Origin of the sequence: Burkholderia sp. TSV86, from assembly GCF_001522865.1 — a bacterium.
Taxonomy (GTDB): Bacteria; Pseudomonadota; Gammaproteobacteria; order Burkholderiales; family Burkholderiaceae; genus Burkholderia.
The window spans coordinates 1-13028 of sequence record NZ_LOWB01000102.1 but is presented as its reverse complement, the minus strand read 5'-3'; the positions used below and the strand labels follow the sequence as shown (position 1 = coordinate 13028).

Below are 13028 nucleotides of genomic sequence, written 5' to 3'. Positions count from 1 at the left end.
TTCTATTCATTGATTGCATAAGGATTCCTATTCATCTCCGCCGCCTCACGCATGAACATCCTTATTGCGACAGAACCCTCCGGCGTGCAGCCGACTTTCGCCGCGATCGAGCTGATGGCCGCCCATTCCGATTCGTACTCCCGCAGGTGGTCCAACACCATCCGCACGGCGCGTGCGCGCATCTCCGCCGAGTATTTCGGTTGGGCCTTCTTTTTTACATTGCTTTCAGGTTTTAAGGTTTCCATGACCCCATTCTCTCAAAGGTTGAGGTCTCCGAAAAACCCGGGCCGATTCAGTGATAGTTGCACTCGCGATGGCGCGCACCCGATGATTGTTCAGCGAATTGAGAGCGGCCAGACAAAGGAGCATAACGATGAGTGCAACACCCTACGCGAAACTCCAGCCTGTCGCGAACAACATTTCGCCGAAGCTACGCGACGAGATCCAGCAACTGGTCGACGCCAAATACGAGGTCGACGAGCTTGCCCGCCACGGGACAGCTGGCCGGCGCCTAACGAGACCGTTTCATGACGGTGACCACGGCCCGCGCAACGGAACCGAATATTTCCAGACCGTCTTGCCGTTCAGTAATTTCGAACCGTGCGGTAATGGGTTCAGCGCGCTCGTCCCGGTTTCGCAAACCATTGGAGCGAGCTGGCGCTGGACCACTCGCTCTGTGCCGGAGGCCGAGCGGTCGGCCCTGCTCGCCAGGCTGCACCCGCATCGGCCCGCTGGTTGTGTGAGCGCCGGCCGGGCGGAAAATGTTCGCGATTGCACTTGGCGAGCGTGGCTGCGACAGGTGTAAGCCGGAGTTCATTGGTGGGCTGTCCGCCGCAGGCAGTGGTGGGGCGGAGGTCAGCGATTTGCGTGTGTGCAGCGGGATGAGGTAGGGTGCAGCTTTGACTTTGTTGCCGAGGCTGTTCATGAACAAGCAGGAACTCATTGACGCGGTCGCAGCGGGCGCGGGCGTCAGCAAAACCGACGCGAGCAAAACCGTCCAGGCGGTCCTAGACGCGATCACGGACGCGGTGAGTCGCGGAGAATCGGTACAGCTGATCGGTTTCGGCGCGTTTTCGCAGGGGCAGCGCGCTGCCCGCACGGGACGTAATCCGACGACGGGCGCGGAGATTGCCATCCCGGCCGCGAATACTGTGAAGTTCACCGCCGGCAAGGCGTTCAAGGACGTGGTGAACGCACTGTGACGCAGCGTGATGTCGGGCAGGCCGCATATGCAGGACTGCACCGTGAAATTGCTGATGTGGTCGCGTCGGCACGCGAAGCGACGGCTCGCACGGTGAACGCCCTGATGACGGCGACATATTGGGAGATCGGGCGACGAATCGTTGAGTTCGAGCAGGGCGGGGAGGGTCGGGCCGCTTATGGCGAGGCGGTGATCCGCCGTTTGGGCGCCGATCTGTCAGAGCGATTCGGGCGCGGCTTCGGATGGCGCAATCTCGCACAGATGCGTGCCTTTTATTTGACGTGGCCTGCGGATCGGATTGTGCAGACACTGTCTGCACAATCCACGCCCGCCCGGATTGTCCCGACAGCGTCTGCAAAATCAACCAAGGCGGCGGTGAAGGCGCCGCCGGGCGCGGCGTTTGAGCTAAATTCTATTGCCCAGGCTTTTCCGTTGCCCTGGTCCGCCTACGTTCGCCTCCTCGCGGTGAAAGCGCAAGCTGCTCGCGACTTTTATGAGGCCGAAGCGCTGCGTGAGGGCTGGTCTGTGCGGCAGCTTGACCGTCAAATCAGCAGTCAGCTCTATGAGCGGCTGGTGCTGTCACGCAACAAGGCGTCCTTGCTCGGAAAGGCGACTGTAGCGCAACCCGGCGATCTTCTATCGCCTGAGGAAGCGATCCGCGATCCGTTTGTCCTCGAATTTCTTGACATGAAGGACGAATATTCGGAGTCGGATCTCGAAGCCGCCTTGATCCAGCACTTGGCGGATTTCCTCCTTGAGCTCGGCGATGACTTTGCGTTCATAGGTCGGCAGCGGCGTCTACGGATCGATGAGACCTGGTTTCGAGTCGATCTCGTGTTTTTTCACCGGCGCTTGCGATGCATGATCATTATCGATTTGAAGGTAGGGCGCTTCAGCTATGCGGACGCGGGGCAGATGCATCTCTACCTCAACTACGCACGTGAACATTGGATGAAGCCCGGCGAAAACCCCCCGGTTGGCTTGATTCTGTGTGCTGAAAAAGGTGCGGCCGAGGCACATTATGCACTCGACAACTTACCGAACAAGATACTCGCGGCGGAATATCAGACGGTCCTCCCGGATGAGGCCACGTTCGCGCGAGAATTGGAACGTACCAGGATCGAACTGGAGCGCCGGGGCCGCAAGGCGTGACCCTCCCGGCCGAGGTTCCGAGGGGTTCTGTCGCGATAGCGTGATAGAGTAAGATCTGCGGATGAAAAATCTGTCAGACACCCTGGTGAAGCAGGAACGTATTTCGCGCAAGATGCTACCCCGGGGCGTTGCGAAAGTGGTGAAGCGGTTGCATTTCCCGGTCGATATCATCCTGTTGTGCGTGCGGTGGCACGTGGCGTATTCGTTGAGTCTGCGCAATCTCGAAGAAATGATGGCCGACCGCGGTATGGAGGTTGATCATTCAACTGTGCACCGGTGGGGGCATTGTCACGTCGGGGCTGGCGGGATAAAGCCGTGGTGTTCAGCCGGTTGCTCAGGCGGCGAAAGACGGATTTTGGGTCATGCCAGTGAAAAGTCGCCAGGTTTCGAACTGTGTCGCGAGCTGCTTACGATAGAGCGACGCGCATAGCACATGCCGTTTGAGCGCGAAGTGTTGCCGAATTGGGCCGAAGCACGACAAGAATACCCGCGTGCGCTGCGGATCTCGAAACCCACGCATGCGACGCTCGCGTTCGCGGGTAGGCTGATGACTGTTCTCGGCACGGTTGTTCACGCGCGCCGCGGCTTTGACAAATACATGCTTCACATTCGCGAGTTCCGGAATGTCGGCCTTGGCCGCCGGATAGCTGCGTAGCTGATCGGTGACGATCATGCGTGGTACCGGGCAGGTGCGCAGCACTCGCAGGAAGAAACTTTTGGCGGCGACTTTGTCGCGCCGCTTCTGCCGCAGCACATCGAGTTCGGCACCGTGTTCGTCGACGGCGCGCCAAAGCAGATAGGGTTCGCCGCGCAGCGACACCCCCATCTCCTCAAGACGCCAAGTGCTGCCCCGTTTGCGCCGGGCAGCCTTGACGCGATGGGCGAACCCCGTACCGAACTTGTCGCACCAGCGGCAGATCGTTTCATGGCTGACGATCACGCCTCGCTCGAACAGCAATTCCTCGATATCACGCAGGCTCAGCTGGAAGCGGAAATACCAACGCACGGCCTGACTGATGATGGCTACTGGAAATCGATGTCCACGATAGAGCGATGTCCTCTTCATCCCCTCATCCTACGCTAACGTGACAGTGCCACCGGTAGCCCTTGAACGAAACCCGCGCCTCGGCCGGCGGCAGAGCGGAGATAGAAGCTTTCTTCATGCCCCATTATATTCACCAACTTCTGGAACAACCTGACAGTACCATAGAAAGGGCGATAACCAGAAATTAGAATATATGTATTTCAAATTTTCCCTCTGATTTGATTAAAAAAATCAAATGCAGTTATTTTATAAAATGCATCACTATTTCGAACATAATTCAAATGCTGCACCCCCGGAGAGACTGCCTCGCAAGGATTTACAACAACAATTGGCTTTCTCTTTGCCCTAAACTGCTTTATTATTTCCCGGCGATCTGCCGCAACACCAATGACCAGCAATTTATCAAATGAAAATTTCGCCTCATATCTTTCATTAAAAACACCGCTTCCCCGAACGCGCTCATAAGGTATGTCAAGTAACGAAAACATGTTATCGACATTATCCGTAAAGATCTTTCCGATCAGTCCAGCTTTATAGAGTTCTTTGATGATAAGGTACGAGTTCGATATAGGCGCAGATAGCGCACCGGTGTGCACATCACAGAACCTTGAAACAGTCCCCCTAAAATCAGTTGCCAACCATTTTGGAAGATTATCATATTTGCCAACAGTAAATGTATTATTTTCATAATCATCGAGAGAGAAACGATTATGCATGTGGCATAGGGTCGGTAGATTACATTCATAGGACATACCAGAACCAACATAAATATCTGCCGGCAGAACATCCACTATACTTGAAATTTTCGATATAGACTGTGGAAAATCTCCTTGTGTGATCTTCTTCCTACGGCGGCGACGTTGAAGACGAGTTACACGATCGTAGTCGTCTGTTGTTGGGGTTCCAAAACGTAGGGTGACGGCAACAAAACCTCTTCCCGCGCGGGAAATATTTAACTGCACGTCTTTGAAATGAAATTGAGAAGCATCACATGCCTTTTCAAAATCAGACCTCAAAAACTCAAAGTCTGAAAATGGCATAATAGACTTCAAAAAAAAGAAGCCACGATCTAGGATAATTTTTTCATCCTTTGATCCGAGATTTCCAGAAAAATATACTACGCGTGAACAATCACCAACATCCCGCTTCCATCCCCAAAGCACGTGCTGATTTGCCCTTGACCATCTCTCTCGTGTGACTTGCTGGAACTTACCCACTTCGATTTTGGTTATTTTCGGAGAAATTTCAATTACTGTGCTCATTAGCTTCTCCAGCAGATTAGATTCAGATATATTAAAAATCACGCCATCATGACAATGATGGTGTTCCTGCGAGCGATCACCTTAACAAAATCTGAATTATGTATTTTTAATGGTTCTCTATTCTTTCGCCACCACTTTAACTCAATCATTTATCAGTTATCAGATCGACAAGATCCGCTTTTAAGATCCGCTTCTTACTCAGCGACCCTACCGTGCGCCTTACAGCTTGGTCGGGAATGGAATAACCGGTCAATTCACCATATTCTTGACAAAATTCGAAAAGATCTCTGACTGTTGCTGAGAATATTGAAATGTAAAAAATCAATGCCACATTTTCTGAGAATCTCATAATTGGTTTACCTCGGTGAAGAATATATTCAACCCCGAAGCGAGTGCAAATCGCTAAGCGATCAATCAATAATGATTTTTCGTATGAGAATCTATTGATTCGATCCAGCAACTGCGCTGAGTTTGGGAAAAAAGTCAGAAATTGGATTTTCCTTACATAAAAGAGCGTCTCATCCAAATATTTGAGAGCCTCCGTGCCATCACTAGATCCACCAAATTGCAATGATAGATATTCCTTGATAATCCACGAATCGTCGCCAAATGCTCTTCGAGCCTTCTTCAATCGCCATTTTTGCCTCGGATTTGATTCATGTCGAGAAGCAAGAAGAGCGTCCAGTGCATGGCCAATTAATAATTTACAAGTTAAACTCGACGTCTCAAAATCTCGCTCATCTATACTTCCAACCAAATCCTCCATGCAAACAGATGTTTCTTTCGAATACATATTGATCAGCGTGTCATCGAATAACGTCCAATTTAACTGATCGACGTAATGATTCCATGATGATTCACCAATAAGCGGGATAGCCTTTCGAACCTTATGGAATAGGTCAATTGTTTTCTCCGTTAGCAAAACCCCACCATTGAAGTCAACTAGATTTGAAAGGACGTCTTGAGATATAAAATATACGTCCACTACTATCGAATCTTTCGAAAATTGCGCCCATTCCTCCATTTGTAAAAGATCTGGAATCACAACCATCAAATCCACGTCTGACGTAGAATTGTCAAACCCTTCGGCCCGAGAGTTTATTACCAGCACACTAGAAGATTTCTCGATGCGATCAGGAGGTATTATGTCAATAAAAGAACGATAGTATGATTTATCCACTTTCTAAGGTTTGATTTTTTTAAAAGAAATGACCTTACATGATTAAAATTGACCTCTCACCGAAACAAAGGTTTCCATCGCAGGCATTATCCAATGCTTAGCAAAATACGAGCCCCTCCAACAGGTCCAAGGTCGTACTATTGAGTCATTGTCTGGAGCGACTCCAAGGTTGCCAATTTGGGCAAAGCTCTGCTAACGAAACTATTCGACTCCCTCGGATCAACAAAACATCGGTTTGCAACCGGATGCAACGACTCTCCACTCTGCACAACGTTTTGAGTACCCGTTGCCACGTAAATCACCAATGTCTGTACCTTGGAAGGTCAAGGAATCCTTGCTCCTGTTTGCCGGCGACGTATACTCGTGCTGTCGCCGGTCAGCCGATATCTAGGAGATCAACCGCCCCGATGCCCTCAGGTCTTCAGGGAAGATGCCCCCGAGCTCCGCAGCATTAACGACCCTCCGCTCCGCTGCACGAAAATCCCGCCGGATACCTGCAGGATTTCCTCTTCCGACAGCTCGCAGATATCAAATTCGTCATCCAGATCAAAGCTCTGTTTTTCAATTACAGCTTGCATAGCTTGCTCCTAGGCAAAACGTAGATATCTAACACAACTGCAATGTGGCGTGAGTTGGTTAGGCGTGGTGATAAACACCTTATGCAACCTACCATAGTAAAAAAAAAATAGACAAATCTCGCCGTTATCTCATTAAACACCTTTGCACATACAACCCGCCTTAAGCTTTCATTAGTCTTATTTTAGTGCCAGATTTAACTGATTCCTCTGAATCACTTCGACTTTTGATACGACTGATCAGTCATGGATCCCCAATTCATAGCGATGCGAACGACTTGCTCGTCGGCGTTGTGTCGGATTGAAGGCGCGCGATCTTGATGTTAGCCTTACGGCGAGTCGTATCTTAGGTGAAACTGCTTTGCTATCAGATCATTGCGATGGACTTCTTGCAACCGCCTTATCCGATGTCTTTAACCTTCTTAAGGAAGCGGTTCGCTTTCGCTGTCTTTCGCCCATTTGATGCTCTCGACAGCGGCGAGCGCCCGTTACTTGAAGGGAGGTCCACGCTGTTTCCTATTTCCGCAGTCGATTTTCGAGACTGTCCATACCACGATTCTCGCGCCAAAGTTGCCAAACCGATGAATATGGCTGCACTTTTGCGCCTAAGAAAAGATTGGCCGAAAGTTGTTCAGTTAATTGCAGACGCCGCTCATGCAATGAATCCCATTGAAAATGAAAATTCGCTCAAAAGAGCGCCTGCAGCTCAATTTGACAAAGCATTATCCCAATTGCTAAATGCATGTTTTGATTTTGAATTATCACTTACATCAAACATATCGAATTATGAGCGGAGACATCTTTGGTCGAATGCTACCAACGCGATGCTTTTATTGCTCCAAGCATCGGAACAATGTATTTCTAAAATTCTAGGAATCACAGATTGTATTCATACATATGAAGTACGGGATTTAGCCCATTTTTTGGGCCCAAATCCATTTGGCGATCATATATATCCTTCAGCAAAAGAAGAATGATTTAAATTTCTATCTTCAAAAAATAATTTTTATTTTTTATTGAGCACTAAACAAACGGTGATAGTATTTTTGGAAAAACACCACCAATCTAATTTGGCTTGCGAAATTTCTGTCCAGCACCTTCAACAGGTCTGTTCACTTCGTTGTGGAAGTCATGCAGTCGGAAGCTAGTTACATCCTTAATCATAGGTACATATAAACAGTTCAAAGAGAGGCAATGTGAATACTGGTGATCGAATGAATCTCCGCAGCAGGCTTCTGAGTTCGTCAAGGCCGTTGCCCGACCTTGATGTAGAACGAGGCGAAGGCGCGTGGCTTTATTGCAAAGGGGGAAGGCGATTCTTAGATGGATCAAGCGGCATGCTCTGCGCGAATGTCGGTCACAGTAATCCAGTGGTGATTGCCAAGGTGACCGAGCAGCTTAGCCGTGTCTCCTTCGCTGGACCGGCTGTGGTGCGTCCATATATCCAGATGGAGTTGGTAGACCGGCTCACCAAAGCCGTAGATCGTCCGGACGATTACGTCGCCTTCACAACGAGCGGGACGCTGGGCGTGGAGATTGCCATTGCAATAGCACGAAATATAGCGCGAGTTCGCGGCGGTAAAGCTCGCCGACATGTCCTGTCGTCAAACCTCAGCTACCACGGAGCGAGCGCTTATACTTTGGCAATAGCGGGAAATGGGGTTCGACGTCCACGAGAGGACGACGCATTTGGTCTTGGACCAGCATTCCAAGCCCCGTACCCTCCGGCCCACACGCAAAACGTGGCCCCCGGGCACGTTTGTGATGCAGGGTGTGCAGATGAAGTCGCGCGAGCCATTGATCTTCGTGGATCCGAAAATGTGGCAGCAGTAATTTTGGAGCCGGTAAACGGAACGACTGGAGGTGCCTTCGTACCACCCGATGGATATCTTCGGCGAGTTGCTGAAATATGCCGGGAGCGAGGCGTTGTTTTGATTCACGATGAGGTTCTGACCGGCCTATGGAGAACGGGAAAGTCTCTTGCCAGCCATCATTTTCCCGGATCCTCCCCCGACATTTGCATTCTTTCTAAAGGACTTGGGGCAGGGTATACCAGCGTGTCGGCGATATTAATCGCCCCTGAGCTCGCTCAGTTACTGAAGTCGGAAGGAGCAGATCCGTTGCCGGCCCTGGGTACCATGTCAGCAACACCTCTCCAAGCCGCTACCTGCCTTGGAGTCCTAGATGAGCTACGACACCTCAGTGTTGATGGCTTCGACCAGCGGTGTATTTGGTTAGGCAATCGCCTAAAATCGCTTACAGAGTTCTCTGCCGTTAGGGATGTCAGGGGCATAGGTTTTCTGTATGGTATTGAATTGCAACCTGGGCTGCTGTGGCCATTCATGGAGAAGGTGGAAGAGCGGGGGGTGTTCTTTTATCCGTTCAGTTACGCCACAGGCTCAGGGTTCACAGTCGCCCCGCCATTAAACTCTTCAGACTCGGATCTAGAGTATTTAGTAAACGCAGTTCGTGACTCACTTGCCGAACTCAATGCCTAAGCAGAGTCATGAGATCGAGGCGATGATCCAGCGTTGGTGTTCCATTTCGGCTTTCTTGATTTGCAAAGTCCCGTTCCGCATCGGTTGGGGGTTTTGCTTTTGGGTTCGCTCAAAATGCCGCTTGGTCTTAGTCTCCCATCGTCATCAAGCATTTGCCACCACGCATCCCTGTCCCTACGCGATCGTTGGTTAGAAGGACTAGGGGTCCGTGGAGGCAACATCCGAGTCCTGCTTTGCGGACGAGCGCCGTTGGAGAAAAAAATGATTCACGAATACACAGGGATTACAGATCTACCAGAGCCAAGTCGCTGGACTGTCCATGGGCGGCGACGGATCTATGACAACCGCTGGGTTTCTCTTGATCTGATCGATGTCGAGCCGATAGGTGGCAATCGTTATGAACATCATGTTGTGACCATTCCGTACGAAGCAGTTTGTGTCGTGGTTCATCATCCAGACCGTGGAGTGCTGCTTCTGTACCGTCATCGATTTATCACTGACACAGCCGGTTTCGAACTCCCAGCAGGAGGCATCGGCCAAGGCGAGTCCTCCGTCGACGCGGCAGCTCGTGAGGTGTTAGAGGAAACAGGTTGGGCCATCTCCACGCCAAAAGTATTTATGAGAGCAAATGCGTCTGACGGGGTTAGCACTCAGAGATTCCATTTCGTATATGCGCGAGCAGAAAAGGAAATGGGACAACCCGAGGATAGTTATGAGTCTCAGCGACTTTATTGGGTGCCCAAGGAAGAGCTGCCGACCTTGATCAAGGGCGGATATGTGCCGGGATGCCCGGCAATGTTCGGCTTGCTCTATGCACTTAATTTCGGTTACCTCGACACTGTCGCCAACTGTCAAAGTGAAACTCCGCGAAATGCCTAATATGCCAAGTACGGAAAGTGCTATAAATCAAATCCCGAAAGAGTTGATTGGTAGTGGATACATTTGTAATACGCCTGCGTTAGCTACGACATGGCAACTTCTACAGGAAGAAGTACCGGTTAATCTTCATTCTGAGGTCGCAAACAGTTGTTTCGTACTCCTAAAACCGGATATTCTCGCCTCAAGAAAGGAAGAGTCGCTGTGGGAACGATTACTTGAGGCGGGTACACAGCCTTTGATAGCTTGGGTGTGCCTGCATTCTGGCCTCAGGGAATTTGAGGAACTCTACAAGTTCAACCTCACGTTACATAATGAACAGTGCATGCTGTCATCCTGGTGGTTGCATAACCTCCCATATCAAATGGGACCTGTCATATGCCTTCTGATTCGAGTACCAACAGAGGTACGACGAGAAGTAACCGCAAGTGATTTCATCGCGAAACTCAAAGGACCATCAAATCCGTTTCTTGCTACCAACGGACACTGGCGTCACGACATGGTCTCGACAAATATGGCACTGAACCTCGTTCATAGTTCTGATGATCCGATCTCCTCCATTTGGGAATTCCGTATATTTGGATCTTCGGAATTCCTCAAACGCGCGCTAGAGAGATCCCACGCATTGAACGTAGGTACTGCTTCAGAGGAGGTCGTTGTCACAACTGTGCATAATGAGTTCCGCATTGCAGTTGATCTCGCCGGTTATCCTCATCATGATCTCGATCTGGTTTCCAATCTAATTCGTCTGAAACTGCGGTTGGTGGAAGCAATTGCCCCTAATGTCTGGATTTCTGACGAACTCACAAAAGGATACCGAGAACTTCTGCGAGGAACAGGTACCGCCGGTGAGCGGTGGCATAGATATAAATCACTCTGTGAAATCGAACAACAGCGATACAGGCAAGTCTCTTGCCCTGAGATATTGAGCGAACTCGCTAAAACTGCAACATATCGCCCTGAACTTTCCGACATTCTTGCCGCTGAGATGCGTAGGCATCGCCTGCCATATTCTGACTGGGAGCGGATTGTGATAGAGACGACATTTTTCTTCCACAAACACTTACCATCGTAACGATACCTATCATGGCTAAAGTAGTAGCGTTGATAGACTGCCGGCTTGGCCTGGAAGTTGCTCGATATCTAGAGAGACGCGGCGAATTGCTTGGTTTAATCCTGCACCCTTCGTCGCAACGTAATTATATCGACGAGCAACATATACATGGCTTCAAATGTTGGACTACGACCTGGCCGCATGGTCTGAAAGAAACTCTTCAATCGCACCCCGATTATCTTTTATCTGTACAGTTTGGATTCCGAATTACAAAAGAATGGCTCGAAATCCCCAATTGTGTTCCGCTCAACGTACATCCAGGGTATCTTCCGGATAACAGGGGACGGGCCCCTACCGCGTGGCCAATTATGGATGGTAGTCGAGCTGGCGTAACGTTGCATATCATGACAGAGGAGTTCGACGCAGGGCCTTATCTCGCAAGGGAAGAGGTGCCGGTATATCCTGAAGACACTGGCGACACACTATGGGAACGGGTTGAGGCAGCGGCATTTTGCATGTTTAAATATAATTGGCCGAAAGTGGATAAAATAGAACCCACTCCGCAGGAACGGGGAGGGGCCTACCATTCCTTGTCCGATATAGTCAACGTGTCGTTAACCGAAGCTGAGCTTGGGACTATCGATAAACTGCGGGCACGGGTTTACCATGGAAGAGGGTTGCGGATTATAAGAGACGGTCATGCGTATGAGGTTACTGTCAATATTTCAAAGTCCGATTAACTCCAGTCGCAACTTGTCAATATTTTCATTTCATGATGAAAATTTCTTCTTATCTTGCGTAAGAAACCGCCATGTTTGGAAATGATATTTGACAATTCCGTATTGCAATATTCAATAAATATGTTTTAAGATGTACGGCAACATGGCTGCGCGACTCCAGCTAGTCGCGCAGCCTCGCGCTGGTTGAATGCCAAGCTTGCATATGATCGAATTGCATTGGTTGATTTGCTGTACGAGTATTTTCATTGATCTATATGATGCTATGAAAAAATCTGCGCTAGCTGATCCTTCACTCCTAAAAACGAGGTATTTATCAACTTCTGAGTATATGCGCTATTCAAACTCAAATCCTGCTCACGCGAGATATCTGATTTTATTAATTCCCGGTCGACACCGATTTGGTTCGCCAGAAGCTGCGCAAAATTGTAATAACTAATTCGATCAGAACCTGCCAAATGAAGTACCCCTTTGTATATGAAATCTGCACTGCTAATTCGAAGCAATCCCACGACAAGATCGTCAACAAGCGTCGGAGACATATAGCAACGGGAGAATCGCTCTACCGCATGTCCAGCCAGTAACTGCCTAACGAGGTATTCCAAACGCGCATTCAGCTTCCCTTCAACATCTCTACCATTTACGTCCGCGGTACGAACAACAATCGTGTTTGACGGATGGCTCAATACAAGCTGCTCCCCCCGTGCTCTTGCCATTGCATAATGTCGATATTGATCATGCTTCTTATCGGCGTCTGGTGTATCTCCTTCACAATATTGACCGCATTTCCCACTAAAAACAGCGTTTGTGGAAACATAGATAAACTTACAGTGCTCTTCGTCCAATAAACCAAGTAATTGTCGAACACCATCAACGCTTACCGCTTGATGATCAGCTTCATCAGCATCTAGGGACGGCTTAGCACAATATATTATAATATTTGGGCGAATTTCAGCAATACATGCACCAATGGATTGGATATCTTTAATATCGACCCTGAAAGATTTTGTTGATATTTTTAATTCTTTTTTCAAATAAGTGTATGCAACACTCCAACCTGCATCAACCGCAGCCTTTGTTAATCTCGCACCGACGAACCCACTCCCACCAATCACCAAGAGATTAAGATTTGCCATTTCAACATCATCCTAAGTATTGATTTTACTACTCACATTACATAAGCGCATTGGGACACTCCGATTCTCTCCGTTTTCGTTAATGACCGCCGAGTTTAACGCTACGCCGGACAAACGGACAGCACCATCTTTCGATTGTAAGCTTTCACTGCTTTCACAAGCGACACATACCCGAGCGTGCCGAACTGACCGTTGATGAACTCGACCGCGATGGAATGCGCCACATAGGCTACGGGGTTCTGTCGCAATAAGGATGTTCATGCGTGAGGCGGCGGAGATGAATAGGAATCCTTATGCAATCAATGAATAGAA

General features: G+C 49.4%; 13 protein-coding genes and 2 pseudogenes. 9 read left to right on the top strand and 6 right to left on the bottom strand.

Annotation, left to right across the window (positions count from 1 at the left end; translation table 11 throughout):
- Positions 1 to 41 precede the first annotated feature (41 nt).
- A pseudogene (locus tag WS68_RS17345) lies at positions 42 to 245 on the bottom strand (hypothetical protein); the annotation flags it as partial.
- Between the two features lie 128 nt (positions 246 to 373).
- Between WS68_RS17345 and WS68_RS17340 the strand changes: the two are divergent.
- The 4 genes and pseudogenes from WS68_RS17340 to WS68_RS26465 all read left to right on the top strand — a co-directional run.
- The gene (locus WS68_RS17340) at positions 374 to 805 is read left to right on the top strand and encodes a hypothetical protein (protein WP_059571966.1); all 432 of its coding nucleotides are present in this window, start codon (positions 374 to 376) and stop codon (positions 803 to 805) included.
- 118 nt (positions 806 to 923) lie between these two features.
- On the top strand, positions 924 to 1202 hold the full coding sequence (locus tag WS68_RS17335; protein WP_059571965.1) for an HU family DNA-binding protein: 279 nt from the start codon (positions 924 to 926) through the stop codon (positions 1200 to 1202).
- Positions 1199 to 2353 carry a PDDEXK nuclease domain-containing protein gene (locus WS68_RS17330; RefSeq protein WP_059571964.1) on the top strand — a complete coding sequence of 385 codons (1155 nt, stop codon included), beginning with the start codon at positions 1199 to 1201 and terminating at the stop codon, positions 2351 to 2353. Before WS68_RS17335 ends, WS68_RS17330 begins: the two co-directional genes overlap by 4 nt.
- 112 nt (positions 2354 to 2465) lie before the next feature.
- A pseudogene (locus tag WS68_RS26465) lies at positions 2466 to 2633 on the top strand (IS6 family transposase); the annotation flags it as partial.
- A gap of 54 nt (positions 2634 to 2687) precedes the next feature.
- Here WS68_RS26465 and WS68_RS17325 read toward each other — a convergent pair.
- The 4 genes from WS68_RS17325 to WS68_RS27770 form a co-directional block, all read right to left on the bottom strand.
- On the bottom strand, positions 2688 to 3419 hold the full coding sequence (locus WS68_RS17325) for an IS6 family transposase (protein ID WP_059571963.1): 732 nt from the start codon (positions 3417 to 3419) through the stop codon (positions 2688 to 2690).
- Positions 3420 to 3598: 179 nt separating this feature from the next.
- A complete protein-coding gene (locus WS68_RS27780; RefSeq protein WP_156429556.1) occupies positions 3599 to 4660 on the bottom strand; it encodes a hypothetical protein in 1062 nt (353 codons plus the stop codon).
- Between the two features lie 145 nt (positions 4661 to 4805).
- A complete protein-coding gene (locus WS68_RS27775) occupies positions 4806 to 5711 on the bottom strand; it encodes a hypothetical protein (RefSeq protein ID WP_156429555.1) in 906 nt (301 codons plus the stop codon).
- 542 nt (positions 5712 to 6253) lie between these two features.
- Entirely contained in the window at positions 6254 to 6418 is a 165-nt protein-coding gene (locus WS68_RS27770) for a hypothetical protein (RefSeq protein WP_156429554.1), read from the bottom strand.
- Positions 6419 to 6795: 377 nt separating this feature from the next.
- Between WS68_RS27770 and WS68_RS27765 the strand changes: the two genes are divergently transcribed.
- The 5 genes from WS68_RS27765 to WS68_RS26445 all read left to right on the top strand — a co-directional run bounded on the left by WS68_RS27765 (position 6796) and on the right by WS68_RS26445 (position 11583).
- Entirely contained in the window at positions 6796 to 7392 is a 597-nt protein-coding gene (locus WS68_RS27765; protein WP_156429553.1) for a hypothetical protein, read from the top strand.
- Positions 7393 to 7629: 237 nt separating this feature from the next.
- The gene (locus WS68_RS29630) at positions 7630 to 8913 is read left to right on the top strand and encodes an aminotransferase class III-fold pyridoxal phosphate-dependent enzyme (RefSeq protein WP_082710119.1); all 1284 of its coding nucleotides are present in this window, start codon (positions 7630 to 7632) and stop codon (positions 8911 to 8913) included.
- Between the two features lie 261 nt (positions 8914 to 9174).
- The gene (locus WS68_RS26455) at positions 9175 to 9792 is read left to right on the top strand and encodes an NUDIX hydrolase (protein ID WP_197419633.1); all 618 of its coding nucleotides are present in this window, start codon (positions 9175 to 9177) and stop codon (positions 9790 to 9792) included.
- 1 nt (position 9793) lies between these two features.
- Positions 9794 to 10864, top strand: a complete 1071-nt coding sequence (locus tag WS68_RS26450) for a nucleoside-diphosphate kinase (protein ID WP_197419632.1) — start codon at positions 9794 to 9796, stop codon at positions 10862 to 10864.
- An 11-nt stretch (positions 10865 to 10875) separates the two neighbouring features.
- Complete coding sequence (locus WS68_RS26445; RefSeq protein ID WP_082710116.1) at positions 10876 to 11583, top strand: formyltransferase family protein; 708 nt, start codon at positions 10876 to 10878, stop codon at positions 11581 to 11583.
- 260 nt (positions 11584 to 11843) lie between these two features.
- Here the strand turns inward: WS68_RS26445 and WS68_RS26440 are convergent, their stop codons facing one another.
- Positions 11844 to 12716: a sugar nucleotide-binding protein gene (locus WS68_RS26440; RefSeq protein WP_082710115.1), complete on the bottom strand. Its 873-nt coding sequence runs from the start codon at positions 12714 to 12716 to the stop codon at positions 11844 to 11846.
- Positions 12717 to 13028 lie beyond the last annotated feature (312 nt).

Excerpts from the sequence above, each read along its gene's own strand:
- WS68_RS17335 (WP_059571965.1), top strand. The coding sequence starts at position 924 with ATGAACAAGCAGGAACTCATTGACGCGGTCGCAGCGGGCGCGGGCGTC.
- WS68_RS27775 (WP_156429555.1), bottom strand. The coding sequence starts at position 5,711 with ATGGTTGTGATTCCAGATCTTTTACAAATGGAGGAATGGGCGCAATTT.
- WS68_RS26445 (WP_082710116.1), top strand. The coding sequence starts at position 10,876 with ATGGCTAAAGTAGTAGCGTTGATAGACTGCCGGCTTGGCCTGGAAGTT.
- WS68_RS17340 (WP_059571966.1), top strand. The coding sequence starts at position 374 with ATGAGTGCAACACCCTACGCGAAACTCCAGCCTGTCGCGAACAACATT.
- WS68_RS27780 (WP_156429556.1), bottom strand. The coding sequence starts at position 4,660 with ATGAGCACAGTAATTGAAATTTCTCCGAAAATAACCAAAATCGAAGTG.
- WS68_RS27765 (WP_156429553.1), top strand. The coding sequence starts at position 6,796 with ATGGACTTCTTGCAACCGCCTTATCCGATGTCTTTAACCTTCTTAAGG.
- WS68_RS26440 (WP_082710115.1), bottom strand. The coding sequence starts at position 12,716 with ATGGCAAATCTTAATCTCTTGGTGATTGGTGGGAGTGGGTTCGTCGGT.
- WS68_RS27770 (WP_156429554.1), bottom strand. The coding sequence starts at position 6,418 with ATGCAAGCTGTAATTGAAAAACAGAGCTTTGATCTGGATGACGAATTT.
- WS68_RS26455 (WP_197419633.1), top strand. The coding sequence starts at position 9,175 with ATGATTCACGAATACACAGGGATTACAGATCTACCAGAGCCAAGTCGC.
- WS68_RS17325 (WP_059571963.1), bottom strand. The coding sequence starts at position 3,419 with ATGAAGAGGACATCGCTCTATCGTGGACATCGATTTCCAGTAGCCATC.
- WS68_RS26450 (WP_197419632.1), top strand. The coding sequence starts at position 9,794 with ATGCCAAGTACGGAAAGTGCTATAAATCAAATCCCGAAAGAGTTGATT.
- WS68_RS29630 (WP_082710119.1), top strand. The coding sequence starts at position 7,630 with ATGAATCTCCGCAGCAGGCTTCTGAGTTCGTCAAGGCCGTTGCCCGAC.